The organism is Microcoleus sp. K1-B1, from assembly GCF_036704705.1.
Classification (GTDB): Bacteria; Cyanobacteriota; Cyanobacteriia; order Cyanobacteriales; family Microcoleaceae; genus Microcoleus.
This window is the reverse complement of record NZ_JAUBSH010000012.1, coordinates 16,843-38,587: the sequence shown is the minus strand read 5'-3', so window position 1 is coordinate 38,587 and position 21,745 is coordinate 16,843. Positions and strand designations below refer to the sequence as shown.

Sequence of the window (21,745 nt, the reverse complement as noted above, 5' to 3'; positions counted from 1 at the left end):
AATATGGCGATCGCTCTGTTAAGTAAATTCAATTCAAAATTATCAGCAGCTAATCAACTTCAACGCTTTCTTGATTCTCCCACAGGAATTCTGCTAATAAGCGAAAATCTTCAACCGTGGGCTTATACTCGCAAGCTACGAACCATGCTTCGGTTAAAGTAGCCCATTGTTCGGGAGTCTTAGGTTTTTGGCGCACCAGGGTGAGGAAATTGGTTTTGATGCGGGCTTCTGCTGCATCAATCCCCGACCTCACCAGTTGCATTTCAAACGATGGATGGCTGCTGTTGGCGAGGATGTCGTAGTCGGTGTCTAGCAAATCGAGAGGTTCGATCGGCCAGTCAGTCATTCTCTGCATTCCATATTTCTTAGTGCCTCTCCATCATTTCACGCTTCACTCAGTCGGAGAGCGATCGCCAACCAGAGCATACAAAATACACAGCAGCAGAAAATCTAGGGCGATCGTACACAGTCCCGGCACCTCCTGGGTTTTTTAACTTGCTATCCTCAAGTTGTTCTACTGCTAGAGGTAGACCTTTTCGTTTTATCCTGAATCATTCAAAAGCGACGGTTACCAATGTTTATTTGATGCTGTATCCTAAATCTGCTCTTGCCAAAGTGCTTTTGGATAAGCCAGAATTGCTCAAAGAGGTGTGGCAGGCGCTCGATCGCATTTCTGATGAGGTGCTGATGGGTGAGGGGCGCGTGTATGGGGCTTTTGCTGAGAAAATTCTTGAACAAGGACTTACGTAACTGGCATATTACTCCCTTCCCGCTCTAAGGTTATGTATCCAGGAAGTAGGGGAAATCAGTAAGGGGAGAAGGGAGCAGGGGGGCAGAATACAAATTCTTCTAGCGGGAAGGAAGTAAAAAAGGTACGTTGTTGTGCTAATGCGCCAGATTTAACGCAACAACGTACCTAAAAAATCTTTTAACTATTGTGACACTTGCGTAAGTCGTGTTGAAGTTTTACCCGAATCGCTCACCAACTCACCTCATAATCTAACGGCTGAAATGATGGTTAAAGTAGTTAACAGGAGTTAATAATCATGTCTAATGTTCAAATAATGATTTCCCTTTACGCTTCCGGTCTTCTTGAAGAAGTATTACAAGCACAAGTGGAAAATTTGCTACAGCACGTAAAAGAAGTGGAAGGGGTAGAAGAGGCAGAATTAGTTCCTGTAGAGGAAGTGCCGGAAAGGGGGGCATCTTTGCAGACTTTTTTGTTGGGAATCTTAAAAATGAACGTTAACCCAGTTAATCTCAAGGCTGTGTTTAGCTTTTTGAGCGATCACTTTTATCCCCCCAATTGTCTCATGAGCCCAGGGGGCGAGCCTCTCTGGGCGGCCAAACGGATTGAACTAAGCGTAAAAGTTCAAGGTCGAGAAGTGAAAGTTGAAACCAGCAGCCCATCCCAAATGGATATGGCGTATCAGAAAGCTGTTGAGTTTTTTAGAGAACAGCCTGAAGATCAACTATTTCCAGGGATGCGAAGTCGCAGTATAGATCAAAATTGGGAACTATACGATGACGATGTGGCAGAATCAGCACCTGACATAGAAACTACCCCTCCATATGGAAACATACAAACTCCTCAATCACTTACACGCTATCCGAACTTGGATTGTCCAGATAAAGCGATTATTAATCAGAAGTTCAGTCTAACTGTTGAGCTTCTTATGGAACAACCTGAAGAGCAATCGCCATCTGTTGTGATTCCAGACATCGGTACCTTAGAATTACCAGAAGTGGAAGTAGTTTTGAGTGCTCGTGAATTTGATCTTGAGAGTAGCAATGTTCAGGTTATGAAAGTTGACCGGGACGATGACTCACAGGTGCGATTTAACCTGATTCCACGTCAACTTGGCGAACAAAGAATTAAGGTAGACTTCTGGCATAAAGGTAGCCGCATTGGCACCGCACGTCGTAATGTTTTAATTGCTGAAAAACTTCTTGATATAACTGTACCGCAGTCAGATGAATCTTTACTTCTTGAATTTAAGACCGTAAAAACTGTACCGTCTCAAGACTTAGATTTGCTAATAGATGTCGGTTCAGACGGAAAGACGCTGCTATTTAGGCTGCATTCGAGCAAGGTAGATGTAGATTACAACCATAGGAAAGCCGGACAAGTAACCCTTGAAGGCTCACCTTTAGAAAAGATGCAGGTAATCTACAGAGAGATGACCAGCATGGCAAGGAGAGTGCCAACAACACAAGAAGGACGTGAACAAACCGAACGTCGTTTAACTGCTATTGGCAATTCACTCTGGGATGAACTGATTTCTGAACCGTTAAAACAGGAGTATTGGGAGTTCAAGACTCGTGTTAAATCTCTCCTAATTACATCAGAAGAACCGTGGATACCGTGGGAAATGATTAAGCCTTACCGTAACAATGATGATGGCAAGGTAGAACAAGAACCATTTTGGTGTCAACAGTTTGCCCTTTCTCGCTGGCTTTCAATGGGTGGAACGGCTGATGAGATGATTATAGGTAGAGTGCGACCAATTGCTCCAACTCCAACTAACTTAGCTTCGGTAAAAGAAGAACTTTTATTTATTGAGCAACTCTCTACTTTGTGTTCAGGTATTACTCCACTTACTACATTTGGTACACGGTTACAGGTTTTAGATTGCTTTACCAACGAGGAGTTTTCCCTACTGCACTTTGCATGTCATGGAACATTCGATGCAACCTCTCCCAATAATTCAGCAATCAAATTAAGCGATGGAGAATTGCGGCCATCTGACATTCAGGTGCAGTTTAAAGGACGACGACCTCGACCTATAATTTTTATCAATGCTTGTCATGGAGCGCGAGAAGAATTTAGTTTAACTGGGTTGGGCGGTTGGGCAACAAAGTTAGTAAAGGCTCGTGTAGGAGCCTTCATTGGTGCAATGTGGGAAGTATCAGATGAATTAGCTTTGCAGTTTGCTAAGACCTTTTACACGAAGCTTTTAAAGGAGAACGAATCCATTGCAGAGTCATTTCGGCTGGCACGAGAAGATATTCGCAAAGCGGCTCCGTACAATTCAACTTGGTTAGCTTATTCCCTCTATGCTGATGCAGAAGGGCGAGTAAAAGTGCTGCCTAGTCAAGTTGGTAGATCAGAAACTTGATTTTGTTGAGCTTTCAAAGCTTCTGCCCAAGCCTCGCAAATTGTCTCCGCAACTGATTTGGCAAGAATTTTGACTATCAAAGCAGCCATAATAGCTGCAATTGCCGGAGCTAGTCCTAGGTTCGCAACCAAAATAGGTGCTAGCATTCCGGCAGCTTGGCCAATGTTTTCATCCAATGCCTTCTTCAACTGCTCAAGAGTTTTGCCATCATCGAACGGATCTTTGCAGAGAAGATCGTATGAATTAGTATTCAACCGTCTGAATAAACTCTCTCCCAAGAGCAATACTTCTCCATCTCTGGTTTGAATAGGAGTGCTGAGTTTAATGGAGTCAATCGAAGCACTTCGAGTCAAGTCGCTACTAAACTCTTGAGCATTCAATCCAAGCCGAAGTATAAGTTCTTGCTCACTAAGCTCAACAATATTTTTTGCTAATTCTTGAATCTGAGTCATAATTAATAAAGTTATCCTCGCTTATAGGCTAAAGCCATAAATGGAACCAGAAATTAGACAACAGTTGTAAGATAGGATTAAGGAAAAGCCGGTCAGCTAAAAATAGAATATAGCGCTGTACTTGTTGAACTACAAATTTGCGCTTTTCCACAGGCTCCACTCATATAGTACAAAACCCCGAATTGGCTAGCCCTCCAGCTACCTTCAGCGTTACCCCCAGACGTTTGACATCTTTTTTACATTCTAGATCAGTAAGACTATCCGCATTCCACTTCATCAAATTCCGAGCAAACTTCTCCTCAGCGCTAGTCGCCCACCGCAAAGCCTCCGCCTGCTTCTGAGTCAGATGAACCGCTTTCCCCGGCGCAAACTCTCCTTGCAACCAAAGTAAACCCATCCATCTCATCAAAGCACCAACACACAACGTCGTCAACAGAATACCCGCCGCCACCACCAAAGAACGCGCAGAAGTGGCTACCCTCGTCAATTCTGTTTGACGAACCAGAGAACTGACAGCAAAAGCAATTTCCCCGACTAACTTTTCATTGCACCGTAGCCAATAAAACTAACGATCGCCCAATCACTATGAACCATCACCTCACACCGAATCATCATTAAACTCAGCGAGACTGTCACCAGTCCCGCTGGTCTTCAAAACCGTGCATGAGACTTTCACCTCACACGGCTCCTCAATGCTTTGGTGCTTGTTACGCATACCTCATTGCCCATTTATCATCGACTTTTTCAAGTCTTCTGGTGGGCTTAGGCTTGGCACTATTGCAGCCAGATTGGTTGCCGAGACTGCCATCAATAGCTGTCTTTGTGTCGTGGCAATGTCTGTGAAGGAGTTGCCAATTATCGTAAGAATCCTTTCCACCTTGCGATTTAGGGATTCTGTGGTCAATTTCCATCACATCGTCTTCACGGAAAAACAAGCCACAGTGAGTACATTTCCCTTTTTGCTTTTTCAGGAGTTTAGCTACCCTATTTGGCATTTCTGGGTTATTACCCATTCTTGTACTCCAGTAAACCAGGTTGCCGTCGTATGGAGACAATTCGCCTTTAACTTTCACATGACGCACTATTGGGGTGTCGGCATGGTTCAGTAACCGAATAGGGTTTGATGACCCTTCTTTCCTGGTTGCGAATACCCAGTTATCACCGTTTATTGGGTGCCAATATCTTTTTGATACCCATTCCCCATTCTTGTTGAGGTGGCGGTGTTTTGCCCAAGCTCTTAACTTTTGGTACATGAGGTTATCAATATCTGAGTAAGCCACCTTACTTACTACAGTCGCATAGTAGTTAGCCCATCCCCGGATAATTGGGTTTAAATGGCTAATTAGCGCCGCTTGCGGTGCTGCCTTGTGGGCTTCAACAACACTAGCGATTTGGTCGTAGTGTACCTTTTGCTTCTGCTTACTTGGGGTGATGATTGTCTTAAAACCTTGTTTCGAGTGATACTTTCCTACAGGGAATTGTCGTATCGTGAAACCTAGGAAATCAAATCCTGGTTCTTCTTGCTCATACCGTTTAAGGGTATGGGTAAGCCTCGTTTTGCTAGGTTTTAATTCCAAACCCATGCCTTGTAACCATTCGGAGATTATTTCCTTGCATCTTTGGACAACGGCTATATGTTCGTGGAGAATCACGAAGTCGTCGGCGTAACGAATCAGATTGAGACTTCTGAAATTGTCAAGTCTGTTTTTTCCTCTTTTGGTAGGCAGCGTATCTGCATACTGTTTGATTCGTTTTTCCATACCGTGGAGGGCAATATTTGCTAACAATGGGGAAATGACCCCACCCTGCGGTGTACCCTCAGATGTTGGGAACAACTGCTTACCGTCCATCACTCCCGCTTTTAACCAGGCTCGAACTTGTCGGCGTATGGTGGGGAATGTATTTAATTTTTTGAGCAGTGCTTCCTGGTCGATACGATCGAAACATTTAGAAATGTCGGCATCAAGCACGTATTTCGGCTTTTTCCGAGTTGAGTTAAAAATTGCTTCTATCGCATCTTGGCATGAGCGTCCGGGTCGGAACCCATAACTATTGGGTTCAAATCGCGCTTCCCATTCTGGTTCTAATACCATCTTGACAAGTGCTTGCAAGGCTCGGTCTTCCATTGTAGGTATGCCTAAAGGTCGTTTCTCTTCCGTTCCAGGCTTGGGAATCCATACTCGCCTAGTCGGACTAACTTTAGACCCCAGTTTTAGATTATTTACTAACTTCAAACGTGCTGCTGGGGATAAGGATTTCACCCCGTCCACTCCTGCCGTTTTCTTGCCAGTATTATCCTGGGTTACTCTACGAACCGCTAACGCCTTTGCTGACCAAGACTTCATCAACGTCTTTTGGAGTCTACGTATTGCTTTCACATCACCACGTTGAGAGGCTTGAAAAATTCTCTTTTGGAGCTTATAAACCTTACGTTCTAGCTTTCGCCAGTTCACTTGGTTCCATTCCACCGTAATCTTTAAACTCGTTTTAGACATTTTTACTCACTAATTGAGACTTTTCCTTCCAAATCACCGTGAGTCCGTCTGCATATCCTGGGCATTACCCCAGACTTTCGCTTCTGACCCAATCTTTCCTACTCGCTGCATACGGTTAGCACCTACTACAGGGATTCGACCACCTGAGAGCAGACGAGAGGTTATCTCGTTCCGAATGACCATACTATTTACCTTTAGAGTGATACTGTTCGCCGGGTTTATAGGAAGTGCTGATTGGTCAACAGACGATTTGCCAATTCCTTATCCTTTGCCTTTTGGCTCCAGCGCAGAAAGCCTTATTTCGCTGGTTTTGCGTCACGACGATTCAGGCGTATCTTCAAGCGGTTGCTTTTACTCGTGGGTATTTTGCTCGATGCTTACCGATTTAGGCTGTCAGTAATAACATCTTTTCTCCCCGCTTTACGGATTGATGGCTAGTCGCTACCGTAGGGGAGATGCTTTCACCGCTGCACCTGCGGGGTAGGATTTGAGTGTTCTAGGGTACTGATTCTCACCTACATGGTCATTCAGTTGTCAAGGTTCTATTCCTTGCGGCTAATCCCCCTAATCCTTTATAGGACTGGTTTCTAGCCAACGATTCGCACCATCCATCCGCAAGCCGAACAATCCCAGTGAACAGGCGGCGTTTCATACTGAGGGAACGGGCGTTCACACCGGGGACAGCGACCAGTAAACAGTGGGTGCGTGTCCAGGAGGTCTAACTGCTGCTCTGGTGTCCACCGCTGCCTCGGTTGCAGGATAAGTTCGCCGTTGTAATAGCTCGCCCCTTCGGGTTCCCACAGTTCCTCTGGTTCGGCGTTAGGGTTTTCTCGAAAGTCAATGCAAGTGTCGGTGTTAGGACCTGCGGGATGGACTGCACAAACGAGGTGTGGGTTGCGGGCGTAGAGGAGGCAGCGATCGCATTCGGGAAGTTTGGGCATGGCGGGCGGGTTGGGCTGTATGTCAAGTTTGGGAACGTTAAGGTAGAACGCTGATTTTGAGTCGGCGATCGCCTGCTTTGAGATTGCAGAGTTGGCAATTTCAATGGCGGCATAGGGCTGGTGCAGTTTGGATGCAACTTAGTACAAAATATTATTCGATATCCGCGCTTGCGCTCGACCAACAAACAGTACCGCCACACCAAGCTGTTACGAGATGGAGAGCCATCGATTAGTTTTACTTGGCTGTATTGAGCCTGATACTTGGAATTGGTTTCAGGAGGCTTTCTCGCAATTTTTCCTCCCGCAAGTTGCTGCCAATCCAAAACGAAAAGCAGCATTGCCCGGATTGTTTGGTTGATTGTTGACTGCAATCTCGTATTTACCGTTTTTAGAAATACTGAGAACAGTCGCCTACAATACATCACCCTTACCTACACGGGATTTGTTTCAGTCGAGAACATCTTCACTGGTTTGGGGTTCAACCACTGCATCATTCAACATCGTAAGCAAGGTAGTATAAACTTGAGTAATAAACTAAGGAAAAACCTCTCTCATGTATGTTTTATTTACCAAGAGCAATACATTCTCGGTTCTGGATTATTTTACTGATAATAATGAGTTTGTTGCTAGCTGTGAAATCTTCTGATTTTAGGATATCTTCTGATTCCTGGATAGACAGGTTATTTTCTAAACAACTGAAGCATACCTACACATACAACGCTACCACTGCACCTGCGATTGCACAAAACGTGATGTATTTCGGTGGCAAAGAAAGCTTTGATATATCTCTATTTTCCTCAGTTGTTTTTGCAGTTGAGGTCGAGACAGAAAGAGAACGTTGGCGCTTTAAGTTACCCCCTGCGGACGCAATTGGTCATACTCCTGTTATCGCTGACGGTATGCTGTATGTTGGCACAATTGGTTCATCACCTCATGTTTATGCACTGGATGTCCAAACTGGGCAATTGAAGTGGCAAACCAAGGCTAGTGGCAACGTTCTTTCGCCAGTCGTAGTGTTTGATGGTGTAGCCTGCTTTAGAAGCCTAGATGGGTATCTTTATGCGCTTGATGCCAACACAGGAAACTCGAAATGGAGCTTCCCGGCATACGGAACGCTCCCACCGTTAAAAATTAACACTCGGTTTGAAGGTCGTCCAGATGAGGTGATGTCTTTTCCAACGGTTGCGAATGGCGTTGTATACATAGGCACTCGCAGCGGTTTATACGCGCTAGATGTCCAAACTGGTAAACCCCTTTGGAGATTTGCCACTGATAACGCGGTGGACAGCACTCCCCTTTTGGACAAGGGGAGGGTTTACATTGGCTCTGGCGATGCGACTAGACATCGGGGCTACATCTATGGGCTTGATGCTCAGACCGGCAAACTTCAATGGCAATATTCAGTGCATGAGGGCATGGTGGATTCGGATCTGGCAATTTCCGATAATGTTATTTACTTTGGTGGGGTTAGCCCCAATTTGCATGCTGTTGATTTAGTAACGCGACAAGAGAAATGGCGATTTCCTACCAAAGCATCTACCAGTTACACAGGTGCGTTTGCCCACAAAGGTACAGTCTTTTTTGTGCGGGAAGAAGTTCTTTACGCATTCGATCCTCAAACCGGGAATCCCTACTGGGAATATAAAGAGTGCCACAATTGTGAGCGACGTTCTCCCTCTATTGAGGGACCATCTTTGTATAACGATACGCTTTACTATGTCCTACGAAACAGAATCTATGCGTTTGATGCAACGCCTCATGCCGTAGAATAGATTCTATAAGAGCCGTTCTTCGCCCCATTGAATTAAGAATGTTTGTGATGGCGATCGCACTCATGGATTTTGGGCATGACGTTGAGGTTTTGGGTTTAGGTTTAGTTTCTCGCAGATGGGGGTGTTGGTGGCGATCGCGAATGGCATTGTGTAGCAATAGCTTGCCTAATTGGGCGTAACTTGTTGCTGAAAGTGCCAGACTAGAAATAGCGTTGAGGAGGGTTTGATGAGCCAAACAGGATTAGGCATTCAAGAATTACTGTATTATGAGCGATCGCAAATTCTAGCAATTGCCCAAAAGCACGGAGCCTACAACGTGCGCGTATTCGGTTCGGTAGCACGGGGCGAAGCGACCCCAGAAAGCGATATTGATTTGTTAGTGGATTACGATTTAGAGAAAATTACGCCTTGGTTTCCAGGTGGGCTATTGCTTGATTTGGAACAACTGCTCAATCGCAAGGTCGATATCGCCACAGTGGATATGTTGAAAGAACGCATTCGGGAGCGCGTTTTGCAGGAAGCTGTACCACTATGAGGCGGGAAGCGGAACGGCTACAAGATATATTAGATGCAATAGCCGCAATTGAACGATATGCAAGCCAAGGCAGGCAGGCATTTGATAACCAAGAATTAATCCAAATTTGGATTGTTCATCACCTCCAGATTATTGGAGAAGCAACAAATGCGTTATCGTCCGAGTTGACAGGTCGATATTCCCAAGTGCCGTGGGCGCAAATTGTAGCGTTTAGAAACCTGGTAGTGCATGAATATTTCAGAGTCTCGCTAAACCTAGTTTGGGCGATCGTACAGAATAATTTACCTCCGCTGAAGGTAACAGTAGAACAGATTTTACAGGAGTTACCAGAGGTGTGAGTTAAGCAGCGTTTCTGGCAGCAGTGTTTCTGGCAGCAGCGTTTCTGGCAGCAGCGTTTTTCCCAAGAATTCCTGATGACCGTAAAAGCGCTCCGTGGTCTAATGCACTCCAAGCATCTTTATTCGCCACAGAACGAGGTGGAACGGAAGACTGAGGGACTTCAAAGCCCCTGGACGATCGATTGGGTATTCTGCTCGTCAGGCTCTCTCTTGCCTTGTAACCGTTACTGAATTCATTGCGGGTTCAAGTGATTTTTCGATCGGGTTTCCCAAATAAAGAATACCGAGAGCAAGTGTAGCTCCCGGCATCAGCTTTTCCAGTTCCGTTGTTGTTAACTAAATCCAATCAGGCTCAATGAAAGGAAACTTTGCCTCACTCGATTAAGCACAGCCGATCGTTATTGGTTAGCCTGTTCCAAAGCTGGATTTGTTGAAGCTCCAGCAATTTCGGCTAAGTTAATCTTGACGACTTTATTGCGAGCTTCAGTTACTTTGGGCAGTGTTAGCGTTAGAATGCCATCTTTGCATTCAGCTTGCACAGAGTCGTTTTGAATGGGTACGGGCAAGGGAAGCACCCGGTGGAATTTGCCGTAGCGGAATTCTGAGCGGACGTAGCCAGATTTCTCGTCAGTGTTTTCGTAGCGGCGTTCCCCAGAGATAGAAATTGCTTCGCGAGTGACTTGAACGTCAACGTCTTTGGGGTCAATTCCAGGCAGTTGCGCTTTTAATACGAAGTTGTCGCCAGCATCAGCCAATTCTAGAGCGGGCATCCAAGTGGCTTCTGAATTATCTCTCGTTGTTGCCAGTTGGTCAAAAACTTTATCGAGTTGCTGACGGATGGTTTCAATTTCCGTGAAGGGTTGCCAAGAGCGCATCAACATAATCTGTCACCTCAAAGATTGGTAAAGCTCTATAAGTTTGTTTTGGTTGAAGCTCATTGCTTACAGTTATTATGATGCCGTTCTATAAGTGGGAGGAACAGTCAGGAGAACCCTACTCTGTTAGTCGTATTTGCCAGAATTAGTGCGAAGCAATCAGAGTAATTAGCATTGAAGAAAACCGTACAAAGCTATTCCTAGAAACCGAAAATGCTGTGGCAACGCCATGATGAGCTTGCCGAGCGAACTTTGCTGGCGTGCGAGCTCACCCGCTGGTGCTGGCCGTTTTAGGCCGCAGAACTTCAACATTCAGCTCTAGTTTTTCTCCCAGCCACAAAGAATGTGTTGTATGGTCTGCCACATCGTCGCCTGTTTCGGGATGGACGAGAATATCTAACCCAGAGCGGTGGAGCATCAACCAAGGAACGACTGTGCCAAACTGTGGGGGTAAAAACGCAACTTGATACATGGCTTGGGGGTGGGGGCCAATGGGTTTGTCGTGCCAACGCCCTAGCTGTACCTCAAACTGAGCCAATCCTTCGCGTACACGCGCAGCAGCATCGCGGCTATCACTGTCAAAGTAAATATGTGCGTGAAAACCAACAATTTCGATGGTGTCTGCTTTCATGATTTTCAGTGGGGTATTATGGGGAGGTTCATTGCAGCCAAATCCAACAAAGAAGTATACCCTAGCTTATTAATTTTACCTGCGACTAAACATTACTCTTTCAGCAATACCGCCTATTTCAGGGTGAACTAATGACTCAAGAAAACAACTGGTTTGAGACAGCACGATTGGGAATGTTTGTTCACTGGAGCCATAGCAGCCAGTGCGGGTACGAAATATCTTGGCCGTTGGTGGGAGGCGTCTTTAGCTTGCCGTACTGCCAAGATGTTCCGGTAGCAGACTATCACCGTACCGCGCAAACTTTCAATCCGACTGAATACAACCCTCAAACTTGGGCTAATTTAGCAAAACGCTTGGGGATGCAGTATGTGATTTTGACGGCTAAACATCATGATGGATTTTCCTTATTTCATACCCAGCAATCCGACTTTTCTATCGAGTATGCGCCGTACAAAAAAGATATTGTCCGAGAATTTGTGGAGGCGATGCGGGCGGAGGGTTTGCGAATTGGGTTGTATTTTTCCTTGATTGACTGGCATTACCCTGACTATCCGGCTTTTACAGAAGCCGACAAACCGTATCAGTTTGGGAAGTTTCGACAGCCGACGAGTCGAGCGTGGGAGCGCTACCTTGAATTTATGTTCGCTCAAGTCAGAGAATTGTTGAGCAACTATGGAAAGATTGACTTGCTTTGGTTTGATGGCGGTTGGGAGCGAAAGTCAGAGCAATGGCAAGCTAGAGAGCTACATGAAATGATTCGCTCGCTGCAACCGCATTTGTTAATCAACGATCGCCTCCCTGGATTTGGAGACTTCGATACCTGCGAACAATTCATTCCCCCCCAACCGCCTCAACGTACTTGGGAAGCTTGCCTAACTCTGAATGAAAGCTGGGGTTACAACCCGAAGGACACCCAATTCAAGTCAGCTCGCCAACTTATTCATACCCTCTGTGAAGTTGCCGGTAAAGGCGGCAATTTGCTGTTGAATGTCAGTCCTACGGGCAATGGGCAGATTCAATCTGAACAATTGGATTTGTTGCAATTCGTAGAAGAATGGATGGCTGTCTATGCTCAGAGCATCGTAGGAACACAGCCTGGACTGGAACCTTGGCAATTCTACGGCCCTTCTACTCGGCTGGGCAATCGCTTTTACTTATTCTTGCTAATGAAGCCCTACGACTCAGTAACAGTACGAGGTGTACCCATTAAACGGATTCAAGCAGTTGCTATGGTAGGTGGAGGGCAGTTATTGGAACACTCAACTCGCTGTGCGATTGTCGATTCTATGTTAAGTGCCGATCCTCTTGGGGAGTTAACAATTCAAGTGCCTGAAGAAGCTCTCAATCCCTATGCTACGGTGATTGCAGTTGATATTGCTCCAGCCAATGATACTTAGGGCTTGCTGAATCAGTGGTTCAAGTAAACACGCTCCAGGATTTTCGGACGCACAAAGGTAGTAAGGGTGCAAGAAAAACAGGTATAATGACTCAAAACCCGTGCATCACCATTGGCAGTCATGTACCGAAAAGCTGAGTCTGTTCCCCATGAACCCTTCGACTTTGAACTCCCCAACGGATGCAAGTTAGCCGAAGATAACCGTTGGGTCAAGATAGCAAAACTAATTCCTTGGGTAGAATTTGAATCAGCTTATGCGGCAAATTTCTCGACCGAAATGGGAGCACCAGCCAAATCATTTAGGATGGCATTGGGAGCATTAATTATCAAAGAAAAACTGGGAATCAGCGATAGAGAGACTGTAGAACAAATTCGTGAAAATCCCTATCTGCAATACTTTATTGGTCAATCAACCTACAGTAATGAACTCCCCTTTGACCCATCACTATTAGTTCACTTTCGGCAACGAATCAGTGCTGAGTTAGTGAATAAAGTCAATGAAAGAATGGTCAAGGAAATATGGGAAACTACCCCAAGCCCGCCCGAAAAAAAAAAGGATTCGGTCGCCACAAATGAGTCACCCAATCAAGGGAAATTAATTCTAGATGCGACTTGTGCTCCAGCGGATATTAGCTATCCGACCGACTTAGGACTATTAAACGGAGCCAGAGTTCATACCGAAAAAATCATCGACATCCTTTATAAGTCGCTCAAAGGAAAAATCAAGAAAAAACCCAGAACCTACCGAAAACTAGCCAGAAAAGACTTCTTAGCAGTAGCCAAAGAAAAACGACCGTCCCGCCATAAAAAAAAACAAGCTCGGAAAAAACAACTGCAATATATCAAAAGAAACTTAGCTCATATTGAACAGCTAATCGAATCAGGTGCGAACCTAGGAAGTCTGAACAAAAAACAATATAAAACTTTGTTAGTCCTCACAGAAGTCTATCGCCAACAACTCTGGCTATGGGAAAATAACAAACAGAGTATATCGGATAGAATAGTAAGTTTAAGCCAACCCCACATCCGGCCCATTATTAGAGGGAAAGCCGGAAAAAACACAGAGTTTGGAGCTAAACTGTCAGCGAGTTGCTGTGAGGGATATGTATTTTTAGACCGGATAAGTTGGGATAACTTTAATGAGTCGGGAGACTTAAAAGCCCAAATAGAAGCATTTAAAAGCTACACAGGATACTACCCAGAATCAGTCCATGCAGATCGCATTTATCGAACAAGGGAAAACCGAGCTTGGTGTAAAGAAAGAGGAATTAGAATGAGTGGGCCTCCGTTAGGAAGGCCACCAGCAAATGTCAGTAAGGAAACAAAGAAACAAGCCTGGGAAGATGAGAGAATTCGTAACTCTATTGAGGGAAAATTCGGACAAGGAAAAAGAAGATTCACCTTGAATCGCGTGATGGCAAAACTTGATAATACTTCGGGTACAGCTATTGCTATTACTTTTTAGTAATGAACCTTTCTACCTGGTTAAGACGGGTTTTTTGTGTGTTTTTACGTCGAAAACCAAAAATCACACCTGTTTACGGGTCAATTATTACTAAAAGCTATAACTGGCCAAGTTATGGTCAACAAAAAATTATGTTTCGCCGAGCTTGAATCACCCATTAATTGCGATAGCGATTTTTCTTAACTTATTCAGCAAGCCCTACTTAGAACAAGGATGTAACCAGTGTAGCGATCGCACTTCTTCACTTCCTACCCCAGTTGCCGATCGCATCCACCTCAATATCACTCAACACTTTTGCTTCCATCCCGTACAAATCATTCAACACAGCCTTGACATCAGAAAACGCAAAATACTCTGTTAGTTTCCCAATGCGATAATTAAAAGCTTTGTACCGGTGCTTGAAGTAGAGCTCCACATTCCCCCGGTGTTGCCACAGTCCCAGCAAATTAACAACCACATCCGAGTAATGCGCTCTCACATCCCGCTGCACCTCGGCGATTCGTTCTTCAATTGATCGAGTAGTAATGCCAATTTTGTAGAACGTTTGACCGTCCGCTTTTACCTCCAGGAAGTAGAGCGAATTCACCAGAATCCGACGAAGCTGCGATCGATAAATCAGCAAATCAGCCCGCCGTTCATCCGCACAGGAAAGTCCAGCAGCTTCCGCCACCGCAGCGGAGTTCTCCAATTTGCTCAACTCAGCCAGCAGCAAAGGTTCCTGAACGCGATTGAACAACACCAGGGGAAGCGCACCCACCGGGATTTTTCCGAGATTGGTGAACTGATACAAGCGATCGCCCGATGACTCTAGCAATCCTTTGAGTTCCCACCGAAAGTTTACCAAGTCTTTGGGAATCGCTCGCTTTTGGGCCCCGTACTCTTTCCACAGCACTTTCAACTGTTCCAATTCCTCTCCCTTAAGCTGGATGGTGAAATTATCGTAAAGGGGCAGCGATGGAAACGCTTTGGTTTTAATCCGCTGCGACACGGGCTTGCAAGTCTCCCCGGTGTGCGCGAAGTGGTGCTCTTTCACCGAACCCTTTTTCGCTGTGAGGGAGCCACCGCAGTAGAGACAAGCGAGGTTAGTTTTTCCGCGCACAACCTCATCAATGCTCGCCAGTTCACCACTGGGAGCAACACCAAATTTTAGCCACATTGTCAACAATTCTCCTTTAAGCAGGTTTGTAGATGCACCCGCTCCACACGATCGAGAATTGTAACAAATCCAGGGGTGAGGGTTTCTGCCTTGGGGTAGAAAGCGATCGGCACTCGATGCTCTTGATGCGTGACTTTAATCTTGCATCCCAAATCTAAAATCTAAAATCTAAAATCTAAAATTGCTCGTCACCAATCGGGAATTTCTTCAGGTTCCGAGTCTGATAGGCCTTGTGACAGTTGCTCTCTCGGTAACGGCACGGCCGACAATTCATCCTGTACGCGGGGAAATACCTCTTTCCCCGCGTAGGAAAGCATGGAAAGACTTGCGATCGCTCCTTTGACTTGATCCGGCTTCACCTCTAAGTATTTCTGCAACTGTTCGAGGTTACTGTGACCGCTGATTTCTTGAATAATCCGCAGCGGAATTCCGGCGTTGCTCATCTGAGTCAGGGCGGTGCGACGGAAGCTGTGGGTGGATGCTCCCTCGATGTCGGCGCGATCGAACGCTTCTCTCAAAATCCGATCGGCTGAGTTGGGGTGCAAATGCTTCCAGTGGTGGTTCGCGTAGCGGCCGGGAAATAAATAAGTCTGACCCGCGTTGGGTTTCCAAGATGTCAGGAGACTTCGCAAATCCTCTATCACTGGAATTGTCCTGGTTTGGAGTTTTCCTTTGGTGTTGCGCTTGCGGAAGTTGATTGTAGGTCGGACTGTACCTCTGGCAGTGTAAATATCGATGACTTCCAGGGAACAAGCTTCGGCAATCCGACAAGCGGTGTAGAGACAAACTCCGAACAGCGTGCGATCGCGATCGGTTTGCAAACCTTCGTTGAACAAGAGTTCGATTTCCTCCTGTGTGAATATCTTGGCCTGCCCGTGTCCCTCTATCTTCATCTTGGTAAACTCGACCCTATACCACAGAGTTTGCCGCAAATACTGCATTGCTGCATCGATCGGGGGTATTTCTTAACGTGGTAGGAGAGGTGCCAAGGAAAATAAGGGTCATCGTAGATTCGATGAGCGACAATCGCTATCGGATATTCTAAAAATAAATGATGTTGGAAAGTTCATCGGAAAACAATGATCAGATGATTATTCGCGCTCGCCAAGGACGAGAGTACCGCCTGCAAGTAAACGGGGACGAAGGCTCATATTTTATTGCCAAACTCTTGTACCGCAACAGCGAAGTTGGTACGCTTCACTGCGTTTTGTCTCCGCCTGATAAGTTGATGATAGGCGATATCTTGATTCGCGACGATGTAATTCACGCTCCAGAGCACTTAGGGGCAGTTCTTTTGAGACAGCTAGTTGAACCCAAGCCAATCGATTACCGTCGCAGGGGACTGGGAACTCACCTGTTGCAGTTTGCGATAAAGAAAGCTCGTCAGCGGGGAATTAAGCGAATCTACGGTTCTCTAACTCAAGAAGACATTAATAATAATCCCAGCCTTGTCAAATGGTACAAGAAGCATGGATTTGAAATAGTTCCGCCTTCAGAGGAAAACATCGAAAATGCAGTTTTTGGGATTTCTCTGGATTTAGGAGAGAAATTAAATTGCGCCTTGCGATCGCACTTCTGCCACAGTCAGAACCTCTGCTAGTACCTAGCCGCTAATCCGACACTTTCTGCCGTGACAGGGGGTGTGCCACTATTTCCCGTCTACAAAAGGGTTTGAGTGCTTTTAAGTTTTGTTCTAATTGTCCGGCGATCCTAGTCGGTGTTGTTCTAATCCCTACCAAAAAAGGCGATAGCCCCAGGGTGCAGGGTAAGGTTAGGCAGGGAAATGCTTAGATACTGATGAATCTGTAGCAGTGTTAAGCCCTGGGTCAGGATGAACCTATTTTGAGAGTTGTAGGGGTTCCACATCCAAGATGGAGAAATTGATTTTCCTGAGCTAGTTGCACCGATCGCAAACTCTCTAGCCTCATCGTTTAACTGCCGTCAACAAGTGAAAACAGAAAAACCCGGACTGCCACCATATAGGCTATCCGGGCTTTTCCATTGAATTAGTTTCCACAGCGAGTGGGGAGTCCGGGTGACATTATAGATACAGGCGCGCTAAGAGCAAGGTTTCCATTCAATTAGTTTCCCCAACGAGTGGGGAGCCGATGCTTTGTTGGTTCCCGATATGCCAATCAGCGTCCGGTTTCCATTCAATTAGTTTCCCCAGCGAGTGGGGAGTTGTGGCTCAGAAAAATCTTGACATCGAAATTAAGCAGTTTCCATTCAATTAGTTTCCCCAACGAGTGGGGAGCTGGAGTCTGCGGTAAAGACCCTAAAAGCTTAAACGTTGGTTTCCATTCAATTAGTTTCCCCAACGAGTGGGGAGACAAAGATTACAGGGTTTGCTAAATGCAATTGAAGCGTTTCCATTCAATTAGTTTCCCCAACGAGTGGGGAGCATCAATTTGACAATCGCTACTCTATCTACTGCCACGATCCTAGCAGTTTCCATTCAATTAGTTTCCCCAACGAGTGGGGAGTCCACCAGACCTGGGCGCCGCCGGTCATCTCGGCGAGCGGGGTTTCCATTCAATTAGTTTCCCCAACGAGTGGGGAGGAGGAAGCCTATAGAACATCGGAAAAAGTGTTAATCAAGCCTAGTTTCCATTCAATTAGTTTCCCCAACGAGTGGGGAGTGCACCCCCTGTAGTTTTATTGTCTTTCAAAGATGTTTCCATTCAATTAGTTTCCCCAACGAGTGGGGAGGGCAAATCACAATCAAGAAGGCTGATATTGTATCGTTTCCATTCAATTAGTTTCCCCAACGAGTGGGGAGATAAAAGAGTGATGTCAGGCGTTAAGGAAGAAAAAGTTTCCATTCAATTAGTTTCCCCAACGAGTGGGGAGCTGAAAGATAAGCAGGAAGAAGATTTAGACACTGCGACCGCAAAAGGTTTCCATTCAATTAGTTTCCCCAACGAGTGGGGAGAAGACCACTGTATTTAGCGTTCGTAGCATTTCCAGAAGTTTCCATTCAATTAGTTTCCCCAACGAGTGGGGAGAGCACGGCAAAGCGATCGACTGGTTGAGCAACTTTCCTTTCTGTTTCCATTCAATTAGTTTCCCCAACGAGTGGGGAGACTACTCACGTTATATTCTTGCACAAGTTTATTTCATGAGTGTTTCCATTCAATTAGTTTCCCCAACGAGTGGGGAGCTTACAAGTACCTTCTTTGAAACCGCTATCGGAGTTTCCATTCAATTAGTTTCCCCAACGAGTGGGGAGGGAACAACTGTTAACGGCGTCAGCACTACTTTTTTAAGGTTTCCATTCAATTAGTTTCCCCAACGAGTGGGGAGTTCGCTCAATATCTAGTCCTCAAAGGATTAGAGCGGGTTTCCATTCAATTAGTTTCCCCAACGAGTGGGGAGTAAAATTCTTAGCGAAAAATCACCTATTGCTTTGCTCCAAATAGTTTCCATTCAATTAGTTTCCCCAACGAGTGGGGAGATTATTACGAAAGATGGAAGTTAGATTCAGGTAAAGATTTTCGTTTCCATTCAATTAGTTTCCCCAACGAGTGGGGAGCAGAACGTTGAATAGTAGGAGCTTTCTTCTCTCCTTTGTTTCCATTCAATTAGTTTCCCCAACGAGTGGGGAGTATTGATGTTACCTTAGAAAGGAATACCGTAGCAACATTTGGTTTCCATTCAATTAGTTTCCCCAACGAGTGGGGAGTCTTCTTCTCTTAGCTAAGAATGATGAGTTTAGAGAATGGGTGCGAGTTTCCATTCAATTAGTTTCCCCAACGAGTGGGGAGGAGACTTACACTACCAGGCAACAACTAAACTTTTGATCGACCTTGATAAAGTTTCCATTCAATTAGTTTCCCCAACGAGTGGGGAGCCGAAAGGCCAATCGAATCTTTCAAATCGAAGAAAGCGTCCAAGTTTCCATTCAATTAGTTTCCCCAACGAGTGGGGAGTTTTAATGAAGAAGTTAATGTCTTAAGAGCTATTACAGTTTCCATTCAATTAGTTTCCCCAACGAGTGGGGAGTTGAAGGGGTAAAAACATTCACCAGTATACTTCAAAGTTTCCATTCAATTAGTTTCCCCAACGAGTGGGGAGCTTGTAGCCTTGTTGGTTAAAATCAATAACAGTAGTGTCGAGTTTCCATTCAATTAGTTTCCCCAACGAGTGGGGAGAGAATTAAAAGCCGAACTAATGGAGTTAGATCGCCAGTTTCCATTCAATTAGTTTCCCCAACGAGTGGGGAGTCTACACCATAAAACTGAGTAGCGGTACACAAGCAAAGTTTCCATTCAATTAGTTTCCCCAACGAGTGGGGAGACGGTAGAGAGGATTTCTTAGAGCTATTTAACCGTGTAGAGTTTCCATTCAATTAGTTTCCCCAACGAGTGGGGAGACGGTTATCAGACCTTCGAGATGAAGACTCTGTTACTGTTTCCATTCAATTAGTTTCCCCAACGAGTGGGGAGATAAACTGTGTGCTGCTTTGTTCCATCACGGTAAAATCAAGTTTCCATTCAATTAGTTTCCCCAACGAGTGGGGAGGTCTAACAGTTTTCTAGAGCATGAGATACCTAATGATTGTGTTTCCATTCAATTAGTTTCCCCAACGAGTGGGGAGACGTCAAATTGAAGGAGTAACAATACCAAAATTCATTGAGTTTCCATTCAATTAGTTTCCCCAACGAGTGGGGAGACTCGATCACCGAGATTACAACGAGTTCAAACAAGTTCTCGTTTCCATTCAATTAGTTTCCCCAACGAGTGGGGAGTATTCCATAATACACCCAAGACAGGGCAAGGTGTCTAGAGGCCATTTGCGAGGCTCAGATATTTTTTGTGGAACTCACGCCTGTGTTCGCTCATAACAATCCTTGAAACCCTTGCCCCGTAATGCTGCGAGGCTCACGACGGAAAAAGGTCGTTTGAGCTAATTTACCACCAGCCTCGCAACCTGAGCTAAATAATCACCGATCGAGCCGCTTGAGTCACCGGCGCTCCCACTCCCAAAACCTCCACCTGTCCCAAAGTATGGCGCGACACCGGATAAAACCGGATGCTATCCTCTTCGAGATTTACCTTTTGCTCAACTCGCGATCGTAATTCATCAAACTTAGCCCGACTGAGTACGCACTCAAAAGCGCTATACTGCACCCAAGTCCCGTAACCTTCCAACAAATCATGCACTTTAGAGCGCCGTTTGTTGTCGGGAATATCGTAAATCACCACGTAGAAAAGCAAGGCTTAACGAATTTGGTAAGGTTTATAAAGCTCGGTTGGGTTGTAAACGAATTGTTTGTAGGCTTTGATTTGTTGGTTTAGCAAATCCCACTTAGGCTGCTTGCCCGAGTCAGTTTCAATTTCCTCCTCCATGCGTTCTAAAAAAGCTTTGAGGTACTTGCGCCTGCCAGAATCATTTAGGTAACAACCGCCGTTACTGTAGACAAAATCGCTGCCAGCATCCACAAATCGGCGGTTGACTAAATAAGTAACTAACGAATCAATAATAGGTGCCCGAAATTCCTCAATCAAATCCGAAGCCAAAGCTGCATGGCGTTCCGTTCCTTGGTGCAAACAAGCCGAATACGGATCGAGCCCTTGCAATTCGATCAAACTCAACAAATGATTCCAGAGAACTTGATAGCCAAAACTGAGCATAGCATTAACGGGATTACCAGGAGGGCGGCGCGACCTGCCGACAAACACAAAATCAGGATTGCTCAAACACTCTTCAAAAGCCGAAAAATACTGAGCAGCCCCCGCACCTTCCATCCCCATCAACTTCTCAATAGTTTCAGCTTCCCCAGCTTTTTTGATTAAATGTTCCAAACAGTCGATCGCAAAAACAATGACATCAGAAGCTTGTCGGCGCTGCTGCCGCATCAGGATAACGCGACTGTTTTTCAGCTTAGCTTGCACGATGCGTCTGGCTACTTGCAAACGTTCTGCAAAACAAAGCTGTTGCTGGTAGCGAGAAAGTTGACGATAACCGCGCTCGATAGGAAGAATCCGCCCGTAACAGTAACCCATGCGGGAAAGATAAGCAATGGGAATACTTCGCCACAGACAAGTCCTAATTGCTTGAGTTGTGACTTGAGACTGACCAAAAATCAGCAGTTGTTCGAGGAGAGGAAGCTGAATTTCACCGAGTACAGATTCGCCTTTTTTGATGACCAGCATTTCTTGGTGCAGGGAAACGTAACAACCGGGCTGAGAAACGTAGACGGTACGCATAAACAATAAACCCGCCGCTGCAAAATTGTTGGTTATCTGTCTAAATTTTGGGAATCGCCACGGCGCGGGCTAATTTGCGACGATTCTGGGGTAGATTCTAAGGAAATTTGGATTTCTGGGGCGCGAGATGGTTGGAGATAGCGAACGATTTGGTCGGCGATTGTCGATGCAAAAAAAGTGGCTACTGTGACAAGAAATGTGTTAGAAATTACGGCAGCTAATCCGAGTGGTGCGACTAGGAGAATGATGAGAGTGATAGTGCCGTTGACGGCGGCTAGGGAGAAGTTACGGATTGTGGAGGCGCGAGATGTGATGTACATAGTTGTGGTTATTCAGGAGACAATTATGGATAGGGGTAGG

20 protein-coding genes and 1 CRISPR repeat array are annotated in these 21,745 nt (G+C 45.5%); of the genes, 8 read left to right on the top strand and 12 right to left on the bottom strand.

Annotated features, from left to right (window positions below):
* Positions 1-49 precede the first annotated feature (49 nt).
* Positions 50-355: a hypothetical protein gene (locus tag QUA83_RS06400; RefSeq protein WP_333292168.1), complete on the bottom strand. Its 306-nt coding sequence runs from the start codon at positions 353-355 to the stop codon at positions 50-52.
* A 230-nt stretch (positions 356-585) separates the two neighbouring features.
* Here QUA83_RS06400 and QUA83_RS06395 point away from each other — a divergent pair, with 230 nt between their 5' ends.
* The gene (locus QUA83_RS06395; RefSeq protein WP_333292167.1) at positions 586-750 is read left to right on the top strand and encodes a hypothetical protein; all 165 of its coding nucleotides are present in this window, start codon (positions 586-588) and stop codon (positions 748-750) included.
* Positions 751-1,046: 296 nt separating this feature from the next.
* Positions 1,047-3,119 (top strand): CHAT domain-containing protein, encoded by a 2,073-nt coding sequence (locus QUA83_RS06390; RefSeq protein ID WP_333292166.1) that lies wholly within the window; start codon positions 1,047-1,049, stop codon positions 3,117-3,119.
* Here the strand turns inward: QUA83_RS06390 and QUA83_RS06385 are convergent.
* From QUA83_RS06385 to QUA83_RS06370, 4 genes are all read right to left on the bottom strand, one after another.
* A complete protein-coding gene (locus tag QUA83_RS06385) occupies positions 3,095-3,571 on the bottom strand; it encodes a hypothetical protein (RefSeq protein ID WP_333292165.1) in 477 nt (158 codons plus the stop codon). The two genes, QUA83_RS06390 and QUA83_RS06385, sit on opposite strands and share 25 nt — an antisense overlap.
* 160 nt (positions 3,572-3,731) lie before the next feature.
* Positions 3,732-4,097: a DUF6753 family protein gene (locus tag QUA83_RS06380; RefSeq protein WP_333292275.1), complete on the bottom strand. Its 366-nt coding sequence runs from the start codon at positions 4,095-4,097 to the stop codon at positions 3,732-3,734.
* Positions 4,098-4,278: 181 nt separating this feature from the next.
* On the bottom strand, positions 4,279-6,066 hold the full coding sequence (gene ltrA, locus QUA83_RS06375; protein ID WP_333292164.1) for a group II intron reverse transcriptase/maturase: 1,788 nt from the start codon (positions 6,064-6,066) through the stop codon (positions 4,279-4,281).
* Positions 6,067-6,653: 587 nt separating this feature from the next.
* Complete coding sequence (locus QUA83_RS06370; protein ID WP_333292163.1) at positions 6,654-7,007, bottom strand: hypothetical protein; 354 nt, start codon at positions 7,005-7,007, stop codon at positions 6,654-6,656.
* Between the two features lie 557 nt (positions 7,008-7,564).
* On the opposite strand from QUA83_RS06370, the gene QUA83_RS06365 reads away from it, so the two are divergent.
* The 3 genes from QUA83_RS06365 (at position 7,565) to QUA83_RS06355 (ending at position 9,652) form a co-directional block, all read left to right on the top strand.
* Entirely contained in the window at positions 7,565-8,779 is a 1,215-nt protein-coding gene (locus QUA83_RS06365) for an outer membrane protein assembly factor BamB family protein (protein ID WP_333292162.1), read from the top strand.
* Positions 8,780-9,005: 226 nt separating this feature from the next.
* Positions 9,006-9,314 (top strand): nucleotidyltransferase domain-containing protein, encoded by a 309-nt coding sequence (locus QUA83_RS06360; RefSeq protein WP_333292161.1) that lies wholly within the window; start codon positions 9,006-9,008, stop codon positions 9,312-9,314.
* Entirely contained in the window at positions 9,311-9,652 is a 342-nt protein-coding gene (locus tag QUA83_RS06355; protein WP_333292160.1) for a HepT-like ribonuclease domain-containing protein, read from the top strand. The genes QUA83_RS06360 and QUA83_RS06355 overlap by 4 nt, the downstream gene beginning before the upstream one ends.
* A gap of 398 nt (positions 9,653-10,050) precedes the next feature.
* On the opposite strand, the gene QUA83_RS06350 is transcribed toward QUA83_RS06355, so the two are convergent.
* The gene (locus QUA83_RS06350; protein WP_333292159.1) at positions 10,051-10,527 is read right to left on the bottom strand and encodes an Hsp20/alpha crystallin family protein; all 477 of its coding nucleotides are present in this window, start codon (positions 10,525-10,527) and stop codon (positions 10,051-10,053) included.
* 268 nt (positions 10,528-10,795) lie between these two features.
* Positions 10,796-11,158: a DOPA 4,5-dioxygenase family protein gene (locus QUA83_RS06345; RefSeq protein WP_333292158.1), complete on the bottom strand. Its 363-nt coding sequence runs from the start codon at positions 11,156-11,158 to the stop codon at positions 10,796-10,798.
* A gap of 131 nt (positions 11,159-11,289) precedes the next feature.
* Between QUA83_RS06345 and QUA83_RS06340 the strand changes: the two genes are divergently transcribed.
* On the top strand, positions 11,290-12,555 hold the full coding sequence (locus QUA83_RS06340; protein WP_333292157.1) for an alpha-L-fucosidase: 1,266 nt from the start codon (positions 11,290-11,292) through the stop codon (positions 12,553-12,555).
* A 120-nt stretch (positions 12,556-12,675) separates the two neighbouring features.
* Positions 12,676-14,168 (top strand): IS5 family transposase gene (locus QUA83_RS06335; RefSeq protein ID WP_333292156.1). Its coding sequence is split into 2 segments (ribosomal slippage): positions 12,676-14,017 and positions 14,017-14,168, totalling 1,494 coding nucleotides; the frame shifts between segments, so codons are not numbered across the junction.
* Between the two features lie 92 nt (positions 14,169-14,260).
* Here QUA83_RS06335 and QUA83_RS06330 read toward each other — a convergent pair.
* On the bottom strand, positions 14,261-15,175 hold the full coding sequence (locus tag QUA83_RS06330; protein ID WP_333292155.1) for a GIY-YIG nuclease family protein: 915 nt from the start codon (positions 15,173-15,175) through the stop codon (positions 14,261-14,263).
* Positions 15,176-15,363: 188 nt separating this feature from the next.
* Positions 15,364-16,068, bottom strand: coding sequence for a site-specific integrase (locus tag QUA83_RS06325; RefSeq protein WP_333292154.1), 705 nt, complete (start codon positions 16,066-16,068; stop codon positions 15,364-15,366).
* Positions 16,069-16,262: 194 nt separating this feature from the next.
* Between QUA83_RS06325 and QUA83_RS06320 the strand changes: the two genes are divergently transcribed.
* Positions 16,263-16,775: a GNAT family N-acetyltransferase gene (locus QUA83_RS06320; RefSeq protein WP_333292153.1), complete on the top strand. Its 513-nt coding sequence runs from the start codon at positions 16,263-16,265 to the stop codon at positions 16,773-16,775.
* A 394-nt stretch (positions 16,776-17,169) separates the two neighbouring features.
* A CRISPR array of direct repeats spans positions 17,170-19,923; the repeat unit is 36 nt; unit sequence GTTTCCATTCAATTAGTTTCCCCAACGAGTGGGGAG.
* Between the two features lie 187 nt (positions 19,924-20,110).
* Here QUA83_RS06320 and cas2 read toward each other — a convergent pair.
* The 3 genes from cas2 to csx18 are packed head-to-tail and all read right to left on the bottom strand — an operon-like array spanning position 20,111 to position 21,705.
* A complete protein-coding gene (gene cas2 / locus QUA83_RS06315; protein ID WP_333292152.1) occupies positions 20,111-20,392 on the bottom strand; it encodes a CRISPR-associated endonuclease Cas2 in 282 nt (93 codons plus the stop codon).
* 3 nt (positions 20,393-20,395) lie between these two features.
* Positions 20,396-21,385 (bottom strand): CRISPR-associated endonuclease Cas1, encoded by a 990-nt coding sequence (gene cas1, locus QUA83_RS06310; protein WP_333292151.1) that lies wholly within the window; start codon positions 21,383-21,385, stop codon positions 20,396-20,398.
* 32 nt (positions 21,386-21,417) lie between these two features.
* Complete coding sequence (csx18, locus tag QUA83_RS06305) at positions 21,418-21,705, bottom strand: CRISPR-associated protein Csx18 (protein WP_333292150.1); 288 nt, start codon at positions 21,703-21,705, stop codon at positions 21,418-21,420.
* Between the last annotated feature and the right edge of the window lie 40 nt (positions 21,706-21,745).